This is a genomic window from Nostoc sp. UHCC 0870, from assembly GCF_022063185.1.
In the GTDB taxonomy this organism is placed as follows: domain Bacteria; phylum Cyanobacteriota; class Cyanobacteriia; order Cyanobacteriales; family Nostocaceae; genus Trichormus.
Window position 1 is genome coordinate 4,362,442 of record NZ_CP091913.1, and the last position, 26,258, is coordinate 4,388,699.

16 protein-coding genes are annotated in these 26,258 nt (G+C 38.6%); 8 read left to right on the forward strand and 8 right to left on the reverse strand.

Annotation, left to right across the window (positions count from 1 at the left end; all coding sequences use genetic code 11):
* The first annotated feature begins 386 nt into the window (after window positions 1-386).
* Complete coding sequence (locus L6494_RS18365) at window positions 387-1,658, forward strand: glycoside hydrolase family 10 protein (RefSeq protein ID WP_237989119.1); 1,272 nt, start codon at window positions 387-389, stop codon at window positions 1,656-1,658.
* Window positions 1,659-1,786: 128 nt separating this feature from the next.
* On the opposite strand, the gene L6494_RS18370 is transcribed toward L6494_RS18365, so the two are convergent.
* From L6494_RS18370 to L6494_RS18390, 5 genes are all read right to left on the reverse strand, one after another.
* Window positions 1,787-2,464 (reverse strand): HAD family hydrolase, encoded by a 678-nt coding sequence (locus L6494_RS18370; protein WP_237989120.1) that lies wholly within the window; start codon window positions 2,462-2,464, stop codon window positions 1,787-1,789.
* Window positions 2,465-2,577: 113 nt separating this feature from the next.
* Window positions 2,578-5,202 carry a CHAT domain-containing protein gene (locus L6494_RS18375; RefSeq protein ID WP_237989121.1) on the reverse strand — a complete coding sequence of 875 codons (2,625 nt, stop codon included), beginning with the start codon at window positions 5,200-5,202 and terminating at the stop codon, window positions 2,578-2,580.
* A 14-nt stretch (window positions 5,203-5,216) separates the two neighbouring features.
* Complete coding sequence (locus L6494_RS18380; protein ID WP_237989122.1) at window positions 5,217-6,590, reverse strand: hybrid sensor histidine kinase/response regulator; 1,374 nt, start codon at window positions 6,588-6,590, stop codon at window positions 5,217-5,219.
* The gene (locus tag L6494_RS18385) at window positions 6,587-9,283 is read right to left on the reverse strand and encodes a CHASE2 domain-containing protein (RefSeq protein WP_330911025.1); all 2,697 of its coding nucleotides are present in this window, start codon (window positions 9,281-9,283) and stop codon (window positions 6,587-6,589) included. The genes L6494_RS18380 and L6494_RS18385 overlap by 4 nt, the downstream gene beginning before the upstream one ends.
* 211 nt (window positions 9,284-9,494) lie before the next feature.
* Window positions 9,495-10,214 (reverse strand): DUF928 domain-containing protein, encoded by a 720-nt coding sequence (locus L6494_RS18390; RefSeq protein WP_237989124.1) that lies wholly within the window; start codon window positions 10,212-10,214, stop codon window positions 9,495-9,497.
* A 718-nt stretch (window positions 10,215-10,932) separates the two neighbouring features.
* Between L6494_RS18390 and L6494_RS18395 the strand changes: the two genes are divergently transcribed.
* Both L6494_RS18395 and L6494_RS18400 read left to right on the forward strand, forming a co-directional pair.
* Entirely contained in the window at window positions 10,933-11,286 is a 354-nt protein-coding gene (locus tag L6494_RS18395; protein WP_237989125.1) for a hypothetical protein, read from the forward strand.
* Window positions 11,287-11,516: 230 nt separating this feature from the next.
* A complete protein-coding gene (locus tag L6494_RS18400; RefSeq protein WP_237989126.1) occupies window positions 11,517-12,266 on the forward strand; it encodes an NF038122 family metalloprotease in 750 nt (249 codons plus the stop codon).
* A 151-nt stretch (window positions 12,267-12,417) separates the two neighbouring features.
* Here L6494_RS18400 and L6494_RS18405 read toward each other — a convergent pair whose 3' ends face one another.
* Window positions 12,418-12,951, reverse strand: coding sequence for an HARBI1 family protein (locus L6494_RS18405; RefSeq protein WP_237989127.1), 534 nt, complete (start codon window positions 12,949-12,951; stop codon window positions 12,418-12,420).
* A gap of 19 nt (window positions 12,952-12,970) precedes the next feature.
* Window positions 12,971-13,342: a helix-turn-helix domain-containing protein gene (locus tag L6494_RS18410; RefSeq protein WP_237989128.1), complete on the reverse strand. Its 372-nt coding sequence runs from the start codon at window positions 13,340-13,342 to the stop codon at window positions 12,971-12,973.
* Between the two features lie 116 nt (window positions 13,343-13,458).
* On the opposite strand from L6494_RS18410, the gene L6494_RS18415 reads away from it, so the two are divergent.
* From L6494_RS18415 to L6494_RS18425, 3 genes are all read left to right on the forward strand, one after another.
* Complete coding sequence (locus L6494_RS18415; protein WP_237989129.1) at window positions 13,459-13,959, forward strand: PEP-CTERM sorting domain-containing protein; 501 nt, start codon at window positions 13,459-13,461, stop codon at window positions 13,957-13,959.
* Window positions 13,960-14,487: 528 nt separating this feature from the next.
* On the forward strand, window positions 14,488-16,068 hold the full coding sequence (locus tag L6494_RS18420; RefSeq protein ID WP_237989130.1) for an NF038122 family metalloprotease: 1,581 nt from the start codon (window positions 14,488-14,490) through the stop codon (window positions 16,066-16,068).
* Window positions 16,069-16,258: 190 nt separating this feature from the next.
* Window positions 16,259-18,826, forward strand: a complete 2,568-nt coding sequence (locus L6494_RS18425; protein ID WP_237989131.1) for a two-partner secretion domain-containing protein — start codon at window positions 16,259-16,261, stop codon at window positions 18,824-18,826.
* A 75-nt stretch (window positions 18,827-18,901) separates the two neighbouring features.
* Here L6494_RS18425 and L6494_RS18430 read toward each other — a convergent pair whose 3' ends face one another.
* Window positions 18,902-19,351, reverse strand: coding sequence for an Hsp20/alpha crystallin family protein (locus tag L6494_RS18430; RefSeq protein WP_237989132.1), 450 nt, complete (start codon window positions 19,349-19,351; stop codon window positions 18,902-18,904).
* A gap of 522 nt (window positions 19,352-19,873) precedes the next feature.
* Between L6494_RS18430 and L6494_RS18435 the strand changes: the two genes are divergently transcribed.
* A complete protein-coding gene (locus L6494_RS18435; protein ID WP_237989133.1) occupies window positions 19,874-20,194 on the forward strand; it encodes a DMT family transporter in 321 nt (106 codons plus the stop codon).
* 748 nt (window positions 20,195-20,942) lie between these two features.
* Complete coding sequence (locus L6494_RS18440) at window positions 20,943-26,063, forward strand: nSTAND1 domain-containing NTPase (protein WP_237989134.1); 5,121 nt, start codon at window positions 20,943-20,945, stop codon at window positions 26,061-26,063.
* Window positions 26,064-26,258 lie beyond the last annotated feature (195 nt).

Sequence of the window (26,258 nt, forward strand, 5' to 3'; positions counted from 1 at the left end):
TTTTCTCTAAATTTTTCTCTTTTACATCAAAAGTTTTCGATATCACATTTATTTTCAGTATTATTGACGTTGTTAGTTATGTCATCATTTGATTCAAAGTCAATAAAGCACGGCTATTGCCGATAAACGTCCATCAGGCACTAATTAAGACTAAATGCGTCAACTATACTAAATATGCTAAGTATAGCATTTCCTAATCACATGAGGTATGCAATAGCCCCCTCCTCGCTTGCGGGGAGGGGGTTGGGGGTGGGGTTCTTGTACCCCTCACTAAAGCGAGAACCGCTATATGCTTCAGTTGATCTGATGCAGAAGTTCGATGCGCCGTACTGAAAAATAACTACCAATCACCAATCCTTTAGTAAGCATCAAAGTATTTAAACTGTATGGCTAATAAACTCCTTCACCACACCCTAAGATGGTGCGTCTGGGTAGCTGACGCATCATTGCAACTAATCAAATCTATTTCCTTTAGCCAAGGTTGGCGGCGCAACGGACTGCTGAGGATGGTTTTCCCCATCCTTGTTTTAATCTCATTTGTCACGGTATTATTGGCGAGTAATTTCACCCCCGTTATTGCCCAAGTTCCACGGCAAGAAATTCGTGGGGTATGGATGACCAACAATGACTTTAACGTCCTTAAGGATCGCCGCAAAGTCCAAGAGTCTATGAATCGACTACGGGAGTTGAACTTTAATACTGTTTATCCTGTGGTGTGGAATTCTGGCTATGTGATGTATCCCAGTGCTGTCGCCCAACGAGCCGATATTCAACCCTTTGTGTTTCGAGGCTCAGATGGACACGATATCTTAGCAGACGTAATTAACCAAGCCCATCGTCGGGGTTTGTTAGCAACTGCTTGGTTTGAGTTTGGATTCATGGCCCCCCCTACATCAGAACTCGCCTTGAACCATCCAGAGTGGCTAACAAAAAAACGCGATGGTGGCGAAACTTCCATGAGTGCAGCTGGAGAAGTTGTCTGGCTCAATCCCTTTCACCCCGAAGTGCAGAAGTTTATTAGTGATCTCGTCTTAGAAGTCGTCACAAACTACGATGTTGATGGCATTCAGTTTGACGATCACATGAGTTTGCCCCATGAATTTGGCTATGATCGATATACAGTTTCTCTCTACACCCAAGAAACTAAAAACCCTCCCCCAGCCAATCCCCAAGACCAAGCATGGGTCAAGTGGCGAGCTGATAAAATCACGGCATTCATGACTCAGCTACACCAAGGTGTCAAAGCCAGAAAACCCAATGCTATTTTTTCTGTCGCTCCCAATTACTATGATTTTGCTTACAAGTTTCAACTGCAAGATTGGCTAACTTGGTTACGACAAAATCTTGTGGATGAGTTAATTGTGCAAATTTACCGTCCCAACCTGCAAAATTTTATCGCCAATGTTTCCCGTCCTGAAATTCAAGAAGCACAACAAACAATTCCCACTGCGATCGGGATTATGACAGGTTTACGCAATAACCCTGTTTCCATACAACAAATTAAGTCTCAGGTACGAGTTACCCAACAACGGGGATTAGGAGTAGCCTTCTTCTACTACGGTAGTATGTGGAACTATTCCTCAGAATCCTCTAATGAACGCCAGACTGGATTCCAAGCTTTATTCCCCTATCCTGCTCTGCGTGCTAGGGTAGATTGAACTTAAGCTAGAAGTATGGGGTTAAGGAAGAAGTTTTCCTTAATCCCCAATCTCCAGAATCCCCAGGAGTGATTTAATTTTGCCTTTATTCACTACTCAAAACTCATTACTCATTACTCATTACTCATTTAATATCCCCTAGCCCCTAATCTCTGTTCTAATACTGCACAAGCTTGTTCCAATGATTCCAATACCTGATAAGCCAAACATCTGATTTCTGGGGATGGTTGTTCTATGTCGGGAATCATAATTGGGTACATCCCAGCACTGAAAGCTGATTCTATGCCTACACATGAGTCTTCAAACACCACACACTGTACAGGTGCAACATTAATTCGGCGACTGGCTTCTAAAAATATATCTGGTGCGGGTTTACCTTGAGCAACATCTTCGCTGGTGACAATAGTTGTAAAGTATTGCAGAATACCTGCATTGGTTAAACGGCGAATGCTTCTATTCCTGGATGTGCCTGTTGCTAAAGCGATGACTATACCTAAATTACTTAACTGACGTAATAAATCTAATACCCCAGCTTTTAATGGTAAACCTTCTTGTAGCTCACGGCGATCGCCTATTTCAATCCGTTGTGCTGTCACCGAATCAAAGGGAAAGCTACTTCCATATCTTTGTTTGAGAATTTTTTCTCGCCAAGATAAATCACGTCCGACAAACTCATAATAAAAATCATCCCTCATCAGATAGCCATGACTAGCTAAAGCCTGTTTCCACGCCCAGCGAGCAATGCTTTCTGTATCAAACAACAACCCATCCATGTCAAAAATTGCAGCTCGGATATCTGGTAGCACACTCAATCCTCTGTTTACCAACACCTAATTATGTAATTATGCCGTTGATGGGCAAGAATAACTGTTGCAATCTATTAATCAGGAAATTTTAACTTAATTATGCACAACCATTTCTAAAGCCAATTACCTACCAATACAAATGCTGACCAATAAAAAGGATGTTGAAAATCAGCATTTTGCAAAAAACTGATTTGAGTTTGTCGTAATGCTTCTGCTTTGCTAATACCCGGTTGTCTAAGGTGGTTATAAAATTCCACCATAAATTTAGCTGTGGATTCGTCTTTTACTGACCAGAGAGTAGCTAGAGTGCTGCGCGCACCAGAACGTACTGCTACTCCAGCCAATCCTAATATAGCTCGATTGTCTCCTTTTGCTGTTTGACAAGCACTGAGAACCATCAATTCTAAAGGTGTAGATTGTGATTCGTTTCTGGCTTGCAGGAATTCACCCAATTGTTTAACGTTAATCTTTTCATTCCAACTGAGTATAAAAGTCTCATCAGACTGGCTACTAAACTGACCATGAGTAGCTAAATGTAACACCGAAAATGGTGTTGAGTCTATAGCTTGTTTGAGGTTGGTGTCGGTAAAATTTTCATTTAAAAGTAGTTTTGAAGAAACTTCTGAGGAAATTCCTGTTACTTCCGATTTTACGGCTGGTAAAGCTTTAAACCCTTGGCGTGATTCACTCAGTGCAGCTGTGATCAATTTGATATTGTCACGTTTTAGCGATCGCGCTGGCATTAACTGCATCCCTGGAGATAGTGCTAAACTGTATTTCTCTACTAAATACTGTTTGCCATCATGTAAAGCTGCCATTGGGATATTGCGTAGAGAACCATCTAGCACAAAAGCCAGAGTTTTTACTCTACTGTTGCTTAACTCAGATTCTAGAGGGCGTATTAACCAATCATAAACTTTTTGAGAAATAGATAATCTTTCATCATTAGAGAAAATTGGATTGAGAGATTGGCGCGTCTGTTTGATGATATTTTCTATTTCCCCTGAAGATAGAAGAGTTTTATAGCTAGATAAAGGTCTGCCAGGAATAGATAAAATTACTTCTAAGCGATCGCCTAAAATAATTGGATAGATTACTGCTGCTTGGTTGTCAATTTGATCAATTTGCTCTGGTTTGGCGTTTACACAAGCTTCGCGAAAGAAATTATCTAATTCTGCTAGTTGTAACGCTTCAATTGTGTCTCGTGCTAGTTTTAAGTTTTGTTGACTGGGTTGAGGAGATTCCAGTAATATATCCACCAGTTCCCGATAAATCGGTTCGACACTCTCCTGAAAAGAAAACTGGACATCACGATTAATTGCTACTAAGTCACTACGTAGGGACTTGAGGGTTTTCACAGCACTATCATAAGCTGCGATCGCACCCTGATTATCACCTTGTTTTTTCAAAATCCGCCCAACTTGCCAAGCCGCTTGATAACTAATATCAGCAGCGTTAATCTCTTGAGTAATTTGTAATGCTTTTTGGCTCAAGTTTAAAGCATCAGCTAACTGCTGCTTCTCAAAGTACAATTTGCCTAACTCATTTAAAGCATAAGCTTGAGAGCGCAAATCACCTAGCATTTGCGCCTGTCGTACTGCACGGGCTAAAATTTGGGCTGATTCTTGATATGATATCGGTTCATTTCCAGCCAGCTTTGACAATTTAGTAAAATTGCGGACAAAATTAATTGTTGCATAAATAGACATCCGACTAGCAGGCAGTTTCTCTAATTGCAACTTAATCTCTGATAATAAAGCCTCAGTCTGTTTAGTTTGTCTAGTTTCTAAATAAAGACTGAGTTGATTTAACTGTGCATCTACTCGTAATTGAGGATTTTTGGTCTGAGCGATAACTTGTTGATAATAATCTAAAGCTATCTCAGTTTGTTGTAAATCTCTAGCCGTATTTCCCAAGTTAAACAGAATATTACTGATGTCTGTAGCGGAATTTAAACCTTGACTAATCTTTAAACTCTGCTGTAAAATCTCTTGAGATTCTTGTAAATCTCCTACTAGTTGAAAAGCAATTCCTAAACTTTGTAATGCTTTTGCCTTAATGATAGAGTCTGGCTGATTTTGAAACTTTTGATGGACATTAACTAACAACTGCTTCCCTCTACGATACAATCCTAAAGCTCGCATTGCTTGGGCTTGGTTAATTTGGCTACCTACCTTTCCCAATTCATCACCAGCTACTACATATGCGCTTTCCGCATCTTGCCAAGCTTTTAAAGCTGCTTGTGCTTTTCCTGTTGAAAGTTTTAGGTTTCCTAGGGTATTCAGAGCTACTGCTAAGATAGCAGCGTTTCCTTGTTTCTGGGCGTTGGGATGTTTTAATATCTCTAAACTATTAGTAATAGTAACTTCTGCCTTTTGCCAATCTCCTAAATTCTGATAAGCTAAGGATAGGTAACTTAAACTCCAAGCTTCATTGACCATATCACCTTGGTTTTTAAAGCCAACAGATGCGGCTTCCCAAAATTTTACAGCTTCAGTAAAGCGTCCAGCTTCAAACAGATTTCTACCCTGATTAAGTTGATATTTGGGACTTGAAGTGTCAGTAATGGAGTATTGCCGTAAACTTGAGTCTGTTACCAGATTTAATTTTGATATTTGTCTTAGTTCCTGGTTAGTCTGTGCAGATACTGCAACACCCGTTGTTGTTAAAAATAAAGTTAGCCCTCCCAGAGAGAGCGCATATTTAGTAAGATTTAGCTTATACTGATTTTTGTACATAAATTTCATATCTACTAATAATCTTGCTTAGTTAGAGAACTTGTTAGTAATTCGCTGCTAACAGTCATATCAGAATTGGTGGGAATTTCAATAAAAAATTCTGTTCCTTCACCTAACACAGAACAACATCTTAATCTACCATTGTGTTTCTCTTCAATAATTTGGCGGCTAATAGATAAACCTAAGCCAGTACCTTTACCTCTTGGTTTCGTAGTAAAAAATTGTTCAAATATCTGGTTTTGAATTTCTACTGACATACCTAAACCATTATCTTTGAATGTAACTATTAGTAATTCTTCTTCTTGCTTCCATGTAGTTTTGATGGTAATTTTATTCATCTTATTATTTCTAACATCTGTTTGACATGATTCATCAATGGCATCAATAGCATTAGCAATCATATTCATAAAAACTTGATTGATTTGCTCAGGGTAACATTCAATTAGTGGTAGATTTCCATAGTCTTTAATTACTTCTATATCTGCACGTAATTTATTACCTTTCAAGCGATGTGACAAAATTATTAAAGTGCTGTTGATACCTTCATGAATATCAAAAAATGCTTTCTTAGATATATCTGAACGGGAAAAATTACGTAAACTCTTGCTAATATTATTAATTCTCTGTAATCCCGTATCGATTGAAGACATAATTTTTGGTATATCTATCAATATTTCATCTAATTCTATTAGTGTGGCATTTTTAGTAATATTTACAACTGGATGAGGATAATGTTGATGATAAAGCTGTAAATGCTGAATTAAGGCATTTATATAATTATAAAGAAATCCTAAATTACCCATAGCGAAGCTAAGAGGATTATTAATTTCGTGAGCAACTCCAGCAACTAACTCTCCCAGGGTCGATAATTTTTCACTTTGCACTAACTGTAATTGAGATTGCTGGAGTTGTTCTAAAGTTAGAGAAAGCTTGCTTGTACGTTCTTCTACTAATTTATCAAGTTCTTGGTTTTTTATTTCAAGTTCTTTAGTCAAAACACGCAATTTTAAATGCACTTGAATTCTTGCTAAAACCTCATCTAAATTAAAAGGCTTAGTTATATAGTCTACCCCGCCTGTGACAAGACCTAATACCTTATCAAATTGATCTGTAAGAGCAGTTAGAAAAATAACTGGTATATCTTGAGTACAGGGCTTTTTTTTCAGTTCTGCACAGGTTTGAAACCCATCTATTCCTGGCATCATCACATCTAACAAAATTATATCTGGTTGGGCATATTCAGCTTGCTCAATAGCACTTTCGCCATCAGTTGCTATTAAAATTTCCCATCCTAAAGAAGAAATAGCATCGGATAAGACTTTTAAATTTGTGGGATTATCATCAACAATCAATATGATTGCTTTTTCAAAATTATTAAAAATGTTCATGATATATTAGCCTTTAAAGATTTAATTAATTCGCGTATTTGTTTTATTTGAAATTTATCACTTAATTGTCTAACTTGTTTAATAAAGACGATAAAATCACCATTTAAATCTAATTCTTCTATTTCATTTAATATTACTTGTATTCCTTTGATATTCCCCCTCATAGCCAAATCTAATAGCTTATCAAGTTCTGATATTGGCGGCGCAACTATCAATTGAGAATTATTCTGTTGAGATAGTTGATTGTCAGCAAATTTTACTTGCTTACTCTCCTCTGCATAAATCCAATCGAGTTGTAAATAATCCTGTAAATACTTGAGTAAATCATCCATTTCTAAAGGCTTTGGCAAAAATTCATTTCCTCCCATTTGCAAACTTTTATTTCTATCACTCTCAAATACACTGGCAGAAGAAACTAAAATTGGAACTTTTTTTAATGACTCTGAATTTCTTAAAGCTTGAGTCATTTCAAAGCCATCCATGACAGGCATTGCTAAATCAGTAATAATCAGGTCAGGCTGATTTGTTATTGCTATATTTAATCCTTCTTGTCCATTCGTAGCTTCAAAGCATTCAAAACCAATTGGTCGTATAAAATTACAGATTATAGAACGGTTTTCCCATTTGTCATCTACAATCAGAATTTTTGGCTGTTTGTCTTGAATACCAATAATTTTTTTCTTCTGTAATATAGTAGCCGGTTGTAACCAATGACTAATAACATTTAAATTTAAATCTAGCCAGAATTTACTACCAGTTCCCAAAATACTATCTACTTGGATTTGACTACCCATTAAATCAGCAATTCTACAGCTAATAGCTAATCCTAATCCCGTACCTTCTGCTTGTTTATTTTTATCCCCTACTTGCTCAAAAGGTAAAAAAATCTTTGTCAATTGTTCAGGAGTCATTCCCACTCCTGTGTCTTCCACTAGAAATCTAATTTTGTTGAAATTGTCTCCTGCTTCTAACACTTGTATAGTGAAAGTGACTCCACCTGTCTCAGTAAATTTAATCGCATTACCAAGTAAATTAATTATTATTTGTCGTAACCGTTTCTCATCAGCATTAATTGCTTGAGGGAGATTAGTATCTGGTTGGTAAACAAAAGAGATACCTTTTTGTTGGGCGCGGATACGACACATTTCGACTACTCCTGTGAGGAAGTAAGAGAAATCAAAATCCGTACTGTGTAATTCCAGTTTTCGCGCCTCGATTTTGGATAAGTCTAAAATATCGTTGATGAGAGTGAGCAGGTGAGAACCACACTGATGAATAATATTAATGCCTTCTAATGTTGTTGGTGCTATGCTTTCAGAGCGTTCTAGAATTTGTGCGTACCCTAAAATTCCGTTGAGGGGTGTCCGCAGTTCGTGACTCATGTTTGCTAAAAATTCACTTTTAGCTTGGTTGGCGACATCAGCAGCAATTTTGGCGGTTTCTAACTCTTGGGTGCGATCGCACACTTTTTCTTCTAAGGTGCGAGAATAATCTTGGAGTTGCTGGTTAGCTTTTTCTAATTGTGATTGTTTATACAGGCTATTAGTAACAATTGTAGCCAGAAAAATTGTTAGCAGTGGTGAAATTACAGGAATCCACCAACCAAGCATAAATGCAGTGTAGCTACTCCCCAAACTGATGCCTATACCAGATAAAATTATGACGATTGGCAATCCAGGCAATGAGTGTTTACCCTTAGATTGAATTTGTAATCCTTGCCAAGTCACACCAGTAGTCACAAAAGACCAGCACAAAATCCATACCCATTCTGCTTGCTTAGACCAAACTCCTAGCAATGGTCTACCATCAACAGCAGCATTTAAAATTTGGCTAACTAAATTAGCATGAACTACTACCCCAGCCATGCGTTTGTCTTCATCCTGTAGATTGCGACTGTAACCAACGTTGACAAAATCATTAATACTCTTAGCTGTAGTCCCAATTAAAATAATGCGATCGCGGATTAATTGTGATGATGCAGAGTCATTCAGGATATCTCGCATTTTTACCGTGTCAAAATTTTCTTTGAATCCACGGTAATTCAAGATAATTTGGTATCCTCCAACATCTGCACCTCGATAACTAAATTCTTCACCAGTCAAAGGTGTAAATACTGCTTTCCCTAACCGCAAAGCAGAACCAGTTTGATCTAGTTGCTCTAAAGCAATACCTTTGCTTTGAAGATACATTAAACTTAAGCGTGGTGCTAATCCTAAAAAGATTTTCTCCTCACTATCACCAGCAGATAGCAAAGCGCGTCTGACTTTACCATCTGTATCTAAAAGCATATCAGCTAATGCAATTTGATTTAATTCAGATAATATAGGTGATGGAGCAACTTGATCCCCTGCTAATTTTTTGACTCCAATCAAGTTAGGCGTAGATTTGATCGCTCCTACCAATTCTTGATGACCTGGTTCTACAGGTAAATCTCGATAAATATCCAAGCCGATAGCGGCTGGTTTGTGTGCTTTTAGTTTGACAATCAGCTTGGCTAAAATAGCGTCAGGAATAGGCCATTTACCAATTTGAGTAATGTCTTGTTCATCAATAGTGACAATTAAAATTCTTTTGTCTGGTGGTTCAGCAGGACGGAGAGCAAAAAATTGCTCCATAGCGTTCCACTCTAACAGTTGAAATAACCCTGTCATCCCTCCAGTCATGACACATATTGCTACAGCAGGTGCTGTCATGAATATACTGCGGCAATCCTGGAAACACACCCTGTATATATACTTAACAATTGCTTTTATAGATGACTTCATCAAGGTTGTATTCAAGAGAGGAAATTTTGAAAATCAAATAATACAAATAGTAATTTATAAAGAAGAAGCAAGAGTGGAAATTGCTTAAAGCTTTTTCCCTACTCTTGCTCTTGTTTTGTCTATTTTTGTTTAGTTTTAGTTAATTAGCAAGAGGGACTTCTGCGATCGCACTTAAATCAACAGACTTTAACATTTCTTGCCAAGAAGTAGCCACAGTAGAATTATTAGGTTGTCTTCTCTTTAACTCAGCCAGAGTAGCTAGGGAATCATACCAAATACCCATACTAGCGAGTTGAGACGCTACCTCTAAACTAGACTGATTCTTGAAATTGCGATTAGATTCAACTCGACGAATCCATCCACTTACCCAAGGACTATCAGGCTCTAATTCTTCAGTGCAAATCATCACTAAAGACCATTGATAATTCTTGCCTATTTTCAGTGCTGAAACTGAACTAGGAAGTTTAATTTCTATCACACCAGGTTTCTGAGGTAAGGCTAAGGTTGTCTGATAAGATTGCTTTCCTTGTTCATCTTGCAAGGCAAAAAGTGCTTTTTTAGCATTCGTTTGCGGAACATAAACCAATATTGCCGGACGCTCTGCTAATGTCAAGCCGATATTCGTTTTTGGTAACAATGGTGTAACTGAGGCTTCGGTAATTTTGCTCATATCAGCACCGCAAGTAGAAGCATCACGGGATGCTCCCCCAGTTGAGGTTTTTGGTGCTTGGGTTTTTGGTGGCTTGAAAGTCACCTGCGCCATACTAGGTGTGATTGAAAAGGGAATCGAGGATAAAGAAAATAAAAACGCGATTCCCAACAATTCTGTTTTGAAAAGATATTTCTTTTTGTTTGCCATAAATAACTTATGTTTTGAGAAGTGTTTAAAAAGCAATTGGGTGCAGATATCTTGTTCCTAGCACAACACGGCGTAAATAAAGCAACTATCTAAAATAGTCAGAAAGCTTAAAAATAAGCACTCTTTTTTTATTTTTGCCTTCTTGTACTAGTCGGTACGTTAACTACTATTATTTTAATGTTATTTTTTATGATGTACCCTCAGTGAAATTACTGCTGACTCATCTTTGAGAATAAGTAAAACAGTAAAGACAACGCTATTTACTTCCTTGTGTTTCAACTTCATTAAATCTTATTTATTTAAATGCAACCTCTTGATTAAATAAGATGAACATATAAAAAGTTTACTAGAAAATACTTAATACTTGCTCCCAGGCTTGGTAATTTCAAAGCCTATCTTTTTGTGATAATAACTTTGAATATTCAAGTTAAATAAATAACTTTAAAAAAAACTCATTTTCACAAAGATTTCTTATAGATTTTTGTATAAACAAAATATTTAATTTTCACAGATATTTAACCTACAAATAGGAAAATTTATTTATATTGGCAGTTAATATTGCAAGGACAGGGCAACAAATAAGCTTGTGTGTTGAACTGACTACCTATTGAGATATCTCAGAAAACGGGCTGAAAATAGTGTGCTTCCTTAGATATGACAAAGGCTTTTTCATACTGACTCTCAATAGTAAACACTCAAATCATTAAGGTTTGTCAAAATGTCTTCAAATTGTTTGAAATCACTTCCTTTGTTCGGATGGCTTACACCCCTAACGTTAGCTGCTTCAATGGTGATAATTAGTAATACTTCAGCCCCAGCATTGCAATTTAATTTGACTGATGCACCAGCGACAACCATAGACCAAATGCTCGGCGATGAAATGGCTAGTAGGGATTGGTCAAATTACCTAGCCGATAATGTCACCGTGATTCCTAGCAATAACAATGAAAATGGCGATCGCGGTGAATCGCTAAACCAAATGATCAGTAGTCTTTACGCCTTGGATTGGAATTGGGATTGGTGGCGTTGGAATGGCTATTGGCGCGACTTGTGGGATCGACTTGTGGGATGACTTGTGGGATGACTTGTGGCAATCCTCCGCCAAGGGACGCGCGTAAAAATAAAATACCAGCCAATCTGTATCAACATTAAGTCAAGCAGAGTCCAACACTTTATCCGCCAGTCCCCAACTTAAAAACTAGAGGTAGCTCTTGGAGTAAAGAAGTAACTAACGATAACTGTCTTACTTCCTCAGCCTCAAGAGCCTCCTCAGCTTATCTATATTATCTTGAGTCTAATTCCATGAATAAAAATATCAATCACAGGCAAAATAAATCTCTTGGCTTAATCAAGCTACTTACACCTCTAACACTGGCTGGTTCTGTTGTCATGGTGGGTGGTACATCAGTCCAAGCCTTGCAATTTAATTTCACCTATGCACCAGGGACAACCCTTAACCAAATGCTCGGCTATGAGATGGCGGGTAAATATTGGTCAAATTACTTAGCCGATGATGTCACGGTCAATATCTTTATTGAGCCGACCAATAAGTTACCTACTAACGTCATTGGTGGGGCAATACCAGGGGTGACTTCGCAAAACTTTACTACCGTTTCTCAAGCACTACAAGCAGATGCTACCTCACTTACCGATCAAAAAGCAGTTGCTAGTATATATAACCGATGTAATTCAACATCAACCTTTGTGCAACAAGGTACTGGTGGATACGTGCAGAATAACTGTACAGGGTATAATGCTTATGCTAGACACTATAATGGTGGATCTTTTAACACTAATTATACTTACGGTGTCAACGATATCAATCTTACCCGTGCAAATGCTAAAGCTTTGGGGCTGATTGATGCTCACGATACTGACTATGATGCTTACATTTTGGTGAGTAACTTAGGTAATTTAACCCAGTCTCTCTCATGGAATTATTTTACTGCCGCTAATAGCAGCAGTAATATTCCTACAAGCACTCTCGACTTTTTCAGTGTGGCAGTACATGAACTGACTCACACCCTCGGCTTTATTAGTGGTATGGACTAGACATCTCCGAAAACAGTCAAAGCCTTTGTTTGGCTAGGCTGTAGCCACTAAATGCAATCATCTTAAATTAGCTATTCTGTACGATGAAATAAGACTTTGAGATATTTGCTGTTGATAATTAGGCAAAAATATCTAGTTATATGCGATAATTTTAACCTGATGATATAGCTGATATTTCTAATGGTAATATTAGCCCTCGAATCCGTAACCTTACTAGCCCACAAATCGTCAAAATTACTTGCTTATATTTGCGGGTATTTAACCTAAATCTCTCTTGGACAACTCGAAAGATTTTGACTGACCGTATTCGATGTTCAACAAAGATTCGTTTAGATGAAAATATTTTGTTCTGTTCTTTCTGTTCAGTTGTTAGTTCTTGATTTCTTGGTTTCTTAATTGGAGTTGTAATTAAATCTTCTCCAAGATATGCCTTATCTCCTTTAAATCTTTGTTTGGCATCAAACTCTGAACGATATTCTCGGAACAAAGTTATATCGCTTTTTGGACCAGGTTCACCTGCCACAACATCAACGATATCACTAGCATCAGGTAAAATAATCATTTGAGTTTTAAATGTATGATTACTCTTCTTACCTGAAAAATATTTCTTTTGTTCATCATTGTCTCTAGGTCTTTCTCTGACTTGTTCATAGCTATCTACTATTAATTCATATTCTGTGAGCATTTCTTTTACTACTTCATAGTCAGAAGCGTTTTTTTTTTACTTGTTCAAGCAAACTTGATGGCAGTAATTCTCGCAAGTTAGGCAACCAATAGTTAAACGTATCGTTGGCTGTAGACTCACTTACTTCAAACTGAATACCTAGAAGTTGAAAGGTTGTCAGATGTCGGAGATACACTAAAGTTAAAATGATTTGTTCAGAAATAGATAATTTTGGTTTCCGACCTCCTCCACCAGCAATAATTCTCACTTTCTTAGATTCCAGTAAAGCTTTTTTTTCATGATATAATCTTTCCCCATTTATGATTAATTGTTGTAACTGTTCATATTCCAGACCTATTAACCTTTGGGTTTGTTTAGGATTCTCTTCAATGTAATTCAGTATATTGCTCATGCTTCTGTGTCAAAATAACGCTTTAATGTTCTTTTATCACAGAATAATACTATTTTGGAGATGTCTTTAGTGCAGGGGGTACGAGAAAACTAGTTACAAATAATGATCTAACTGTTATGGATGCTCTTGGTTGGAATCTCAAACAGAACAATCAAGACTTGCTCACCATCTTCAATAGTGCCAAATCTGGACTCGCCAGCAAGATGGGAGTAACTACTAGTTGGATGAATAATAATCCTACTAAAGCCGCTTTACGTCTGACACCAGGATTCATTGATGCTAATAACAATAGCTACGACGATCGCGGCGAAGCCCTCAATAAAATGGTAACTAGCAGTGGTACTTATGACTGGGGTTGGAACGGTTATTGGTGGGGCTGGAATGGCTATTGGCAAGGTTGGGATGGCTTGGTATCAAACGCCACCTTTAATCAAAATGGCTTTTGGCAAAATTTTGCTTGGGAGACACTGGATGAGTTTGGTGATGGTGATCATCCCAGCAGCTATACTCAAACTCAATCTGTTCCCGAACCCACTACTATCTCTGGATTGTTAGGCATGGCTCTACTTGCTCTGACTGCAAGGCTCAAGCGTCATGACTCAAAAATCAAAACTTAGTTGAAACAACATTTATTCCAGCAATTAGCAACACGAAAAATTAAGGTTAGAGAAATCATGGGTGTCTACCATATTAATTAAATAAAAGCCTTGAAAAAAGATATTCGTGGCTTAATCCAAAACTCCATCATTTTATTTAACACACCAAGTATTATTCCTCTATTTATTAAATATTTTCAGGATATTTAAGTATTTTTCACATCAATAAATTCATTCAAAACAATTCTTAATAAATATAGCAATCCCAATCCAAAAGTGAGGAAAATACTGAGATAGAAATCGTTATCTTATGGGCATTTGAGGCTTATTGAACTCTCACATATCATTTAGGATTGCTATATTTCATGCAAATGTTGTTTTCATGAATTTGCACCAGGTTGTTTAATCTTATAATTCACGCCATTTTTCATATATATTTTACACATTTTCCACAAAGGTATTTGTATATTTGTAATTAATCTGCATCGCTGGGTTGCTTATTTAACTGGAAAACACCAAAGCTTAATTCACGTTTTTGGATTTAATACTATGAATATAAACATCAAGAATCGGCAAAGCAAATCCTTTAGTTTACTCAAACTAATTACACCTTTAACGCTGGCTAGCTCTATGGTAATGAGCGTTGGCTCGTCAGCCCAAGCCTTGCAATTTAATTTCACCTATGCACCCGGTACAACCCTTAACCAAATGCTTGGCTATGAGATGGCTGGTAGATATTGGTCAAATTATTTGGCTGATGATGTTACCCTCAATATCTTTATTGAACCGACCAGTATGTTACCTACTAATGTGATTGGTGGGGCAATACCAGGGGTAACTTCACAAAATTACAGTAACGTCGTTAAAAGACTACAAGCAGACATCACTTCATCTGCTGATCAGGCATTTGTAAACAATCTCGGCAGTAAATGTAATAGTCAATGGGTGTATCTCAATGGCAGATGGGTATATGAATGCGTGGGTTATTCTGTTACCACAACCAGTAATTTTAGCGCCTTTAGTTCTAGTACCAGTCAAATTAATCTTACCCGTGCAAATGCTAAAGCTTTGGGGCTAATTAACCCTCACGATACTGCTTATGATGCCTATATACTTGCAAGTAACTTAGGTAATCTTACTCATCCTCTCTCATGGAATTATATTTCTCCCACCAATACCAGCAATAATATTGCTACAAAGACTCTAGACTTTTTCAGTGTGGCAGTACATGAACTGGGTCATAGCCTGGGCTTTATTAGTGGTGTGGATTCACCGGAATATGCAAACTTGTTGTCAACACAAAATCGTTGGCTCAGACCAGATCCGTCTAAATATACTTACTTGATGGATATGTTGCGTTTCTCTGACACTTACACGGCTCAGTATATGAAAATAGTTGATTTATCTATAGGTTTAGAGGCTACTTTATCTATTGATGGCAATACAAAATTAGCTAATATGTCTACTGGAATTAGTAGATTTGGAGGAGACGGTTATCAAGGCAGTCACTGGAAAAGCGATGGTATCTATGATGGCATTATGGAGGCTACTCTGGGTGCAGGCGGCACGAGAAAACTTGTGACCAATAATGATCTGACTGCTTTAGATGTCATGGGTTGGAATCGATGGAATAACACTGAAAACCTACTCACCATCTTCAATAGTGCCAAATCTGGACTAGCAGAAAAGGTAGGAGTTGCTACTAATTATTGGGGTTATCTAGGTACTTCGACTTATATCAGTTGGATGGATGCTTATCCTGATTGGATTGCTTCACTTCTAGCACCTACTTACATCGATGCCAATGCTAATGGACGTGACGATCGCGGTGAAGCATTAAACAGCATGATCACTAGCAGTGGTAGATACAATTGGGGTTGGAATGGTTATTGGTGGGGTTGGAATGGCTATTGGCAAGGTTGGGATGGCTTAGTAGCAAATGCCGACTTTAATCAAAATGGCTTTTGGCAAAATTTCGCCTGGTCAACACTCGATGAAAATGAAGATGGTGATCATCCCAGTAGCTATTCCCAAACTGAATCTGTTCCCGAACCTACAACTATCTCTGGCTTATTAGCAATGGCTGTACTGGGTATTGCTGCTCGACTCAAGCGTTGTCGTGAAAATTAGCAAAGTATTGATTGTTATTTTAGTCAAATTTTGGGGAACTATACGTTAGTTACCAAGACAATATTCCATTTACAGAAATCACTTCTGTTGATTTTAATCACTCTAATTTGTCCCACTTGCTTACGGTTGAATTCATGTTTGCAAGGGGATTTTGTATTAGATAAGCTGGCAAAATTTATATAGAAATAAAATGCTGATTCCACAACAAACAAAAATATTATTTTTTTTAACCTTCTGCCTAGTTCTAGAAACACCTTTAAAGGCATTGGCACAGACTCAACTTAACCCTGATAACACCTTACCTACCAATGTCAATAATATCGGTGGTGGTGTGCATGATATTACTGGCGGTGCTAGACCGAATAATGGTGCTAACCTGTTCCACAGTTTTCAAGATTTTTCAATTCAATCAGGTGACACTGCACGGTTTATTTACGATACAGGTATCAACAATATTATCACGCGAATAACGGGAGGGTCGTCTTCCCAAATTAACGGGACTATTCAAACACTTCTGAATGGTACTAACAATATAGGCAATGCCAATTTATTTCTGATTAATCCGCATGGAATCATCTTTGGTGCTAATGCCAAATTAGATATAGGTGGCTCATTTATTGGGAGTACAGCAGATAGCATCAAATTCGCTGATGGCACAGAATTTAGTGCTACCAACCCTACAGTTACCCCTATTCTGACTGTTAGTGTACCTCTTGGTTTGCAATTTGGTTCTCATCCTAACAGCACAATTCGCGTTAACGGTTCAGGAAACAAGTTAAGACTCAATCCCGATTTTTCCCTCAACAGTAATAACCGTCCACCAGGATTAAGCTTCACAACGCCAAATGGTCAGACTTTAGCACTAATTGCGGGCAAGGTGGAACTAGATGGAGGAAATATTACTGTACCCCAGGGAAGAGTTGAATTATGGTCTGTAAATAATGGTGAAGTTACAATAACCAATCCTAATGGACAGATGCAACTACAACCGACACAAGAAATTAGTTACGGTAATGTTGACCTACTGAATGCTGCTTCTGTAGATACTAGCGGCAATAGTGGTGGTTTTATTGAGGTGCGAGGGCAAAATGTGACTCTCGAAGATGGCTCAGTGATAGTCACAGATACCAGAGGTAATGGTTCTGGAGGCATATTGAATATATCTGCATCTGATGCGTTGAGTGTCAACGGGTTTGTATTAAATCCTAACAACCAGGTGTTTAGCGGTGTACTAGCTGATGTTGGCTCAGGTGCAAGCGGAGAAGGAGGTAAAATCACCATTACCACGAAAACTTTACAAGTGAGCAATGGGGGTCAAATTTCGAGCGGTACTTTTGGGACTGGAAATGCTGGAGAATTGACTGTTACATCTGAGAATGTCCACGTAAGTGGTATTTCTCGCTTTGGACCGAGTGGTTTATTTGCTGGTGTTGCTCCTGGTGCAAAAGGAAACGGGGGTAGCTTGACAGTTCAAACTAATCAATTACAAATTACTGATGGTGGTCAGATATTTACCACTACCTATGGGTTTGGTAAAGCTGGTGATTTGAAAATCTTCGCTGAAGATGTGGAAGTTATCGGTGGGACACAAATTGGCCCTAGTATTATTGCCGCTACAACCATAAAACTAGCAGCTATTCCAGAGCCAATCGCCACTTTTTTAGGTGCTGGTTTTGGTACAGGCGGTAATTTAATGATTGAAACCAATAACTTACGAGTTGCTGATGGGGGTCAGATTGCTGTTAGTACCTCTGGGAATGGCTCGGCTGGTAATATGACGATTAATGCTAACTCAGTAGAATTGACAGGTACTAATCAATTTGGTCGTAGTGGTTTATTGGCTAATGCTATTGTTGGTACTGGTGGAGGTGGTGATATAAACGTGAGTGCTAATCGCTTAGTTGTGCGCGATGGTGCAACTATTAATGTCAGTAACTTTCTCAGTCGAGACCCAGAGAATCTGCGGGGTTTAGCTGGTAAAGGTGCGGCGGGAGATATCGCAGTCAATTCTGCTTATATTTTACTAGCAAATCAAGGGACAATTACGGCTGATACTAATGCCGGGGATAAAGGCAATATTACAATTCAATCGGACACCCTGCAAATACTGCGCGGTAGTCAAATCAGCACCAATGCCCGCAATAGTGCAGTTGGGGGAAATATTAATATTACTACGAATAGTTTAGTTGCTTTTGATAATAGTGATATTACCGCTAATGCTCAAAAAGGTTTTGGTGGTAGGGTGGTTGTGAATGCCAAAGGAATTTTTGGTACTCAATTCCGTCCCCAACTGACTCCAGAAAGTGATATTACTGCTTCTTCTGAGTTAGGTGCAGAGTTTAATGGTACTGTAGAATTGAATACGCCAGATGTTGATCCTGCTAGTGGATTGGTGAAGCTACCAACTAATTTTAGCGATCGCTCACAGCAAATAGCCAGTGGTTGTAGTACCACGCAACAGAATCGTTTTGTGGTCAGTAATCGCGGCGGATTGCCTACCAATCCTACCGATACTCTCAGAGGTGAGATAGTTTGGTATGATGTCCGTGATTTATCAAATGAAGTAGCCAACATAACGGCAAGCAGTAACTATAAATCTGCAAGTAATCAACAAAAAATTGTAGAGGCTCAAGGGTTAATTGTCAGTGCAGATGGTACAATACAGCTACTAGCCGCCATACCACAGGTAACACCTCTTACTCCTTGGCAAGTGTCGCCGTCATGCGATGTTAAACAGTCAATATTTTTGCCAAATTAGTAATAACGGCGAAAAATCCCAGTATTTTCGATATACCGGGATTTTTAGTTATAAATTCTCACCAATTAAATGTAATTAGCCGACTGAATCTAGATTAATTTTGACAACTTTGTGCTTTTCTTCTTCGGCTTTAGGTAGTGTTAAATTCAAGATACCATCTTTGTATTCTGCCTTAACATTAGTATTTTGAATGCGGGTAGGTAAAGGAATCACACGTTGGAATTTACCATAGTGAAATTCACTCTTGATTTTGCCTTTATCTTCGGTCTTAGTTTCAGATTTACGCTCACCGCTAATATATACAGCTTTATCGGTGACTTGTAAATCTATATCTTTTGCTTCCATACCTGGAAGTTCCAGCTTCAAGTAGACTGCATCGTCTGTTTCTTGCAATTCAGCAGCAGGAACTTTTGCTGCGGTTCTATCCAAAATTGTTGTACCTAACATATCGGCTTCAAAAATATGGTTAAGTTCGCGTTGAATAGTGTTCAATTCTTGTAAAGGATTCCAATGAATTAGTGCCATGTCTTTAACTCCTCTGAGGATGATGAGTGGAAATGAATTCAAAATTTGTTTGATTTGCTCTCATCTTATTCAGAAAATACTTTGGTGTAAATTCGGTTTTTATCACCTCATCAATGATAATTACCGAACCCTGCTAGACAGTACGGTAAACCAGATTTTAATTGTTCGGCAAACCCTAAATTGTTGTCAGCTTTAAATCGGATTAATATATTTATTTGTGTAGTTCATGATCGCGTGAGTTATTGCAAAAATCCTCTCAGGGATGATTTGCCAATAAAATTTAAGGATACTCAAATTATTGCTAGGTCTGAGTTTGAGTAAATATGTGCCTTATTTACTCAAATTCCTAAAACTCTTACAATACATCTACTTGACTTGAGGTTACAAATTAGCTCTAAGGACTGAAGTCCTTACTACTAACCTCCTACATTGGTTGTTGCTAAAGTAGCAGAATTACTCAGACAATTATTCATAAAATACTAGCAAATTGAAAAGTCTTCTTGTCAAAATATCAGCACAAATATGTTAATTAATTGGTTTTACTTAGTGTCAGCAATATTGTTTGAGGTTTTAGGCACAACCTGCATGAAATTGTCAGAAGGATTTAAAAATTTAATTCCTTCTATCTTGATATTTGTATTTTATGGTTGCGGTTTTACTTTCTCTACCCTTTCCCTCGAAAGAATTGACGTTGGTGTGGCTTATGCTATTTGGTCAGGGTTAGGAACAATGTTAATTGCTAGTATTGGTATTATCTGGTTTCAAGAATCTATGTCGTTGGTAAAATTTCTATCTATTGCTTTAATTATTACTGGTGTAATTGGCATCAATGCGAGTAAATAGCTAGGATATTGAAGTATAGTCATGCAAGTTATAAAAATACCTCATTCATGTGCAGATGAATGAGGTAGGCATCAGAGGAAATCAACAAGGGTTTACAAGTTTATGCTGCATATTTAAAGCAGAAGATTGTCAAGCAATGGCTACCATCAAAGCAGCAGACTGAATTAAGTTCGACTGCTTTTTTTATTGCAACTGTGATCAGATGTGCTAGATCATAACTGCGATGGTATTCCACCCGCCGGAGACGACCGCTTGACTGTGAACACTCTAACAGAGATAATTTTGTATTTGTAGCCACTTTGACTATTTTTTTGTATATAAAAATTACGAAATTATCTGATACAAAGGTCTTGAAAATAAGCGGTTTGCGAAAAAATTACACATTATTTTTTAATAAACATAGAAAAAAGCTATCCACAGTTAGATGTGCAGAAATGGCTTAATCTAGGAAATGTATTAGATTATTCATTGTTTCAGAAATTGTCAGCAATGGAACTGTAATAAAATAACAGGATTGACCCGGCTTCGGATTGTCACGTCACAACTAGACAACACAATATGTCAGTATGGTAAGAAAATGTTCTGTTATATTCTTCAAAGAGGGTATAGGGGTATAGGGGTGTAGGGGTATAGGGGTGTAGGGTTATAGGGGTATAGGGGTATAGGAGAAGATAACTAATGACTAATTACTAATTACTATTGACTAATGACTATTGACTAATTACCAATTTTGAATTCTGAATTAACAATGTCTCCACTCGGTATTGCTACAAGTCACATAACTCATACTCTAGAAACAGGAGAAGCGAAACTTTGGTTGTTGCTAGTGGGAGTCAACCAATACCAAGATGAGAAACTATCATCATTGCGCTACTCAGCTGTTGATTGTCAAGGGCTAGCTGCTGCTTTAGTTGATGCGACCCAGGCTTTTTCTCACAAACAAGAATGGGTACACCATGATTTTGTCTCCCAACAGCCCCTATTATCTAAAGTACGCGACAGTTTAGACCAAATTAGTCATACAGCCCAACCACAAGACACAATTTTATTTTATTTTTCAGGTCACGGAATGCTAGAACCAAATTCCCAGCAGGCGATTTTGTGTCTAGCAGATACTCAAACCGATGACTTACTTAATACAGGTTTAGAATTACAAGAACTTTTGCAATTGTTAGGTAACAGTCAAGCACAGACCCAATTAGTCTGGCTGGATGCTTGTCACAGTGGTAGTCTTAGCTTTAGAGGGACAAGAAGCGACACCACACAATCGGCTTTACCCAACCCAACACCCCAGATAGTAGAATTACTACGCCAAAGGGCAAAACAGAGTAAAGGATTTTACGCTTTACTTTCTTGTGATACCAATCAACAGTCTTGGGAATTTCCTGAATTGGGACACGGGGTATTTACTTATTATTTAATGCGGGGTTTACGGGGTGAGGCTGCTGATAGTCAAGGTTTAATTGATGCAGACGGGCTTTATCGTTATGTTTATCACCAAACAAAGCAATATATTGAGCAAACTAACCAACAATTACGATTAATTAATCAACAAAATCGCACTAGGGGAAACACTAACTTTTATTCTGAATATCCCTTGCAAACTCCCAAGCGCATTGTTGAAGGAGTGGGTGAGGTAATTCTAGGGGTAAAACCTGCTTTAATGAAATCATCTTACGCCCGACAAGCATTAATTGTAGAAGGATTAGCAACTAATCAGAATACTTTGGGGTTGAGTAAACTGTTGCAGGCTGTGGGTGGTTTTGAGATAGAGTATTGGCCACGAAGCAACACTAGCCAAGATTTACAGACGACAATTCAAAGTTGTTTCCAAATTATAGAATCAACACCCCAAAATCAACACCAGACTTTTACCACAGTATTTTTATATTTACGGGGATGCTTAGAAATAACTGAGGCGGGAGAACCAATCCTAGTGTTGGGAGAAAATACCCGCCTGAGTCGTTCTTGGTTAAGACAACAACTACGACGTTCTCGTTATACTCAACAAATCATCATTTTAGATTGTCCTCTAGAAATACAAAGTGATGTACTCCTAAAAGATTGGGTGGAAGATTTGCAACTGGGGTTTGAACAAGGACAATGTATTATTGCGGCGGCTTCATCTCCAGATAACCCAGAACAATTTGCTCAGGCTCTCAACTCTACCTTACAAGCAGCCCAAGAGCAACCCAGTTTATCAGCTGCTACCTGGATTAGCCAATTACAACAAATCTGGACTAAAAATTCCCCACCTTTGTTGATTTGGCTATCTGGTACTCAAGGAGTCATTGAAATTATTCCTACCCGTACAGGTAATAGGAGTAATCAGCTACCCGCTACGATTGATTTAGGTATCTGTCCATACCGAGGATTACAGGCATTTAGTGAAGAAGATGCTCAGTATTTCTACGGTAGAGAAATCCTGACACAACAAATAATTGCTGAGTTAGAGAGAAAATCATTTATTGCTGTGGTGGGGGCTTCTGGTAGTGGAAAATCATCTTTAGTGCAGGCGGGTGTAATGGCTCAACTGCGCCGAGGTAAACAATTACGGGGTAGTCCAGACTGGTGGATAAGAAGCTTTCGCCCTGGGACAAATCCCCTAGAAGCTTTATCCCGCCGCATGGTAGATAGGGGGACTGAACGAGAAAAAGCCTATCAGCAACAACAGCTAGAGGGGATGCTGTATCAAGGGGTAGAAGGATTGGTGCATTGGGTAAATCAGCGTCCTGAAGCAATGGTAGTTTTGGTAGTAGACCAGTTTGAAGAATTATTCACCCTGACTGCTAGTGAAGATAGACAAAGATTTCTAGAAATTGTCTTGGGAACTTTGGCAAGAGTATCAGAAAAATTTAAATTAATTATTACTTTACGGGCAGATTTTATTGCTCCCTGTTTGGAAGTAGGGAAATTAGCTCAGTTATTACAACAGTCAAGTATTTTATTACCGCCAAGCTTAACTAAAGAAGAGTATCGCCGGATTATTATTCACCCTGCTGAACAGGTTGGGTTAACAGTAGAGCCAGAGTTAGTAGAGGTATTATTACAGGAGTTAAATTACTCCCCTGGCTATTTACCATTGCTGGAATTTGTGCTGGAACAGTTGTGGGAATACAGGGAAAATGGTGTCATTACTTTACGGGTATATCAGCAAACTTTGGGTGGAATTAAAGGTGCATTAGAAAAGAAAGCCCAAGCCGTTTATGAAAGTTTAGACCCAGAAGCTCAAGAATGTGCTAGATGGATTTTTTTAGCGTTGACACAGTTAGGTGAAGGTACAGAAGATACGAGGCGACGGGTAGGGAAATCAACGTTAATTGTGAACAAATATCCCGTTGTTTTGGTAGAGAGAACATTGCAGATATTAACGGCGGCTAAGTTGATAGTTGTAAATGCAGAGGAAGAAGGGGGACAGGCTGCTGCTGTGAGCATCAGTCCATTCCCCACTCCCTCAGTCAGTATTGAGGTAGCCCATGAAATCATTATTCGCCACTGGTCAACGTTACGCTGGTGGTTAGAGGAAAATCGTAGTAGATTGCGATCGCATCGTCAAATTGAACAAGCTGCTACTCTCTGGAAGCAACATGACCGCCAAGCCGATTTTCTGTTGCAAGGTGTGCGGTTAGCGGAAGCGGAAGAAATTTATCTCAATTACACTGATGAACTGTCTTTAGATGTCCAAAATTTTATTGCGGCTGGTTTACAAGCCAGACGAAAACAGCAACAAAAGGAACAAAATCGACTCCGACAAGCACAAAGGGCTGTAGCTATTATCAGCACCCTGGGATTAACTGCTTTTGCTTTAGCGGTTTTTGCTTACCAACAAACTCAAAAGGCGCAATTACAGGAAATTCAGGCTCTCAATTCCCTCTCGGAAAACTATTTGCTTTCACACAAGCAGTTAGAAGCCCTATTAACTAGTGTGCAAGCGGGTAAGGAAGTCCAAAAAATTAACCTCGGATTTCCCCCAGAAGTCCGCAATAAAACTGCAACTATTCTCCAACAAGCTGTCTACAGTACCCAAGAACGTAACCGCTTTTTACATAATTCTTGGGTGACAAGCGTCAGTTTCTCCCCAGATGGGGAAGTTTTAGCTTCTGGAAGTGCTGACAACTCCATCCATCTGTGGCGTAATGATGGCAAGTTAATCAATACTCTGACAGGTCACAGTGATGGGGTCAATAGTGTGGTTTTTTCTCCAGATGGGGAAATTTTAGCTTCTGCTAGTGCCGATAGTACGATTAAACTCTGGAATCGTAGCGGTAAATTACTGACAACGCTCAATGGACATAACCAAGCTGTCAATAGTGTCAGTTTTTCGCCAGATAGTAAAATTATCGTCTCTGGTAGTGCTGACAACACTGTCAAACTTTGGACTCGTGAGGGTAATTTATTGCTCACTCTCACCGGACATAACGGGGGTATAAATTCTGTTGCTTTCTCCCCAGAAGGTGATACTATCGCCTCTGTCAGTGATGACAGCACAATTAAACTGTGGAGTTTGGATGGTCGTCTGCTAACAACTATACCCGCCCATACTAAAGAAGTACGGAGTGTCAGTTTTAGTCCTGATGGTAAAACTATTGCTTCTGCAAGTGCAGACCATACAGTGAAACTCTGGACGCGTGACGGGACTTTACTGAGAACATTGGAAGGACATAATCAAGGTGTCTGGCGAGTAATATTTTCCCCCAATGGACAAATGATTGCAACTGCTAGTGCCGATCAAACTATCACCCTCTGGTCGCGTGATGGTAGCGTACTGGGAACTTTTTTAGGTCATGGCCATGAAGTCAACAGTCTTAGTTTTAGCCCAGACAGTAAGATTTTGGCTTCAGCTAGTGATGACAACACAGTGAGACTGTGGAATTTAGACAGAACCCTACCCAAAACTTTTTATGGGCATAAAGGCAGTGTAAATCAAGTTAGCTTTACTGATAATGGTGATACCGTGACTTCCTTGAGTGCCGATAGCACTATGAAGCTATGGAATTTAGAAGGACAGTTAATCAAAACCTTCACTTCTCCTATTCCTGATGTGACTGGTGTTAGCTTCAGTAGCGATCGCAATATAGTTGCCTTAGCTAGCACTAGTCAAGGTATCCAAATTCGCAACCAGGATGGAAACTTACTCCGCACTCTCCAAAATCATAACCATTGGGTCACGAGTATGAGTTTTAGTCCTGATAATCAAATCCTTGCGTCTGGTAGCGCAGATAAAACCATCAAACTTTGGAGTTTAGATGGTCGCCTACTCAATACTCTCTCAGGACATAACGGTTGGGTGACAGATGTTAAATTTACTCCTGATGGGAAAAATATTATCTCTGCTAGTGCAGATAAAACCATCAAAATTTGGACTTTGGATGGTAAACTGCTGAAGACTCTGCAAGGTCATAGTGCCAGTATTTGGAGTGTGAATGTTTCTCCTGACAGTCAAACCATTGCCTCAGCCAGTCAAGATGAAACAGTGAAACTTTGGAACATAGATGGTCAGTTATTAAAGACCTTACAGGGGCATAATGACTTAGTTTTTAACGTCAATTTCTCCCCCGATGGCAAAACTCTGGCTTCCGCTAGCGATGACGGCACAATTAAACTGTGGAATATTGCTAATGGAACTTTGTTAACCACCTTCCAAGGACATCAAGGCGGTGTAAGGACTGTCCGTTTTAGTCCCAATGGTAAGCTACTAGTTTCCGGGGGACAGGATGCTACCGTCAAACTATGGAATTTAGAGGGGATAGAACTACACACCCTAGTTCTTGATCAACTACTAAATCGAGCTTGCGATCGCCTCACCGATTATCTCACTACTAACCCCAATATCACTACAGAAGACTATCAACTATGTTTTGGGGACTAGTACCGCAAGGCGGAATTCAAAATTCAAAATTCAAAATTCAAAATTCAAAATTCAAAATGAATACAGCGTAAGCGTTTCATTGATTTGGAATGGTCTGTTTATTTCCGCCGACCTGTACTAGTACCGCTACGCGGAAGTCAAAAATCAAAAGTCAAAAGTCCTATATCTTAAAGCTTTGACTGATTGAGAATGGTC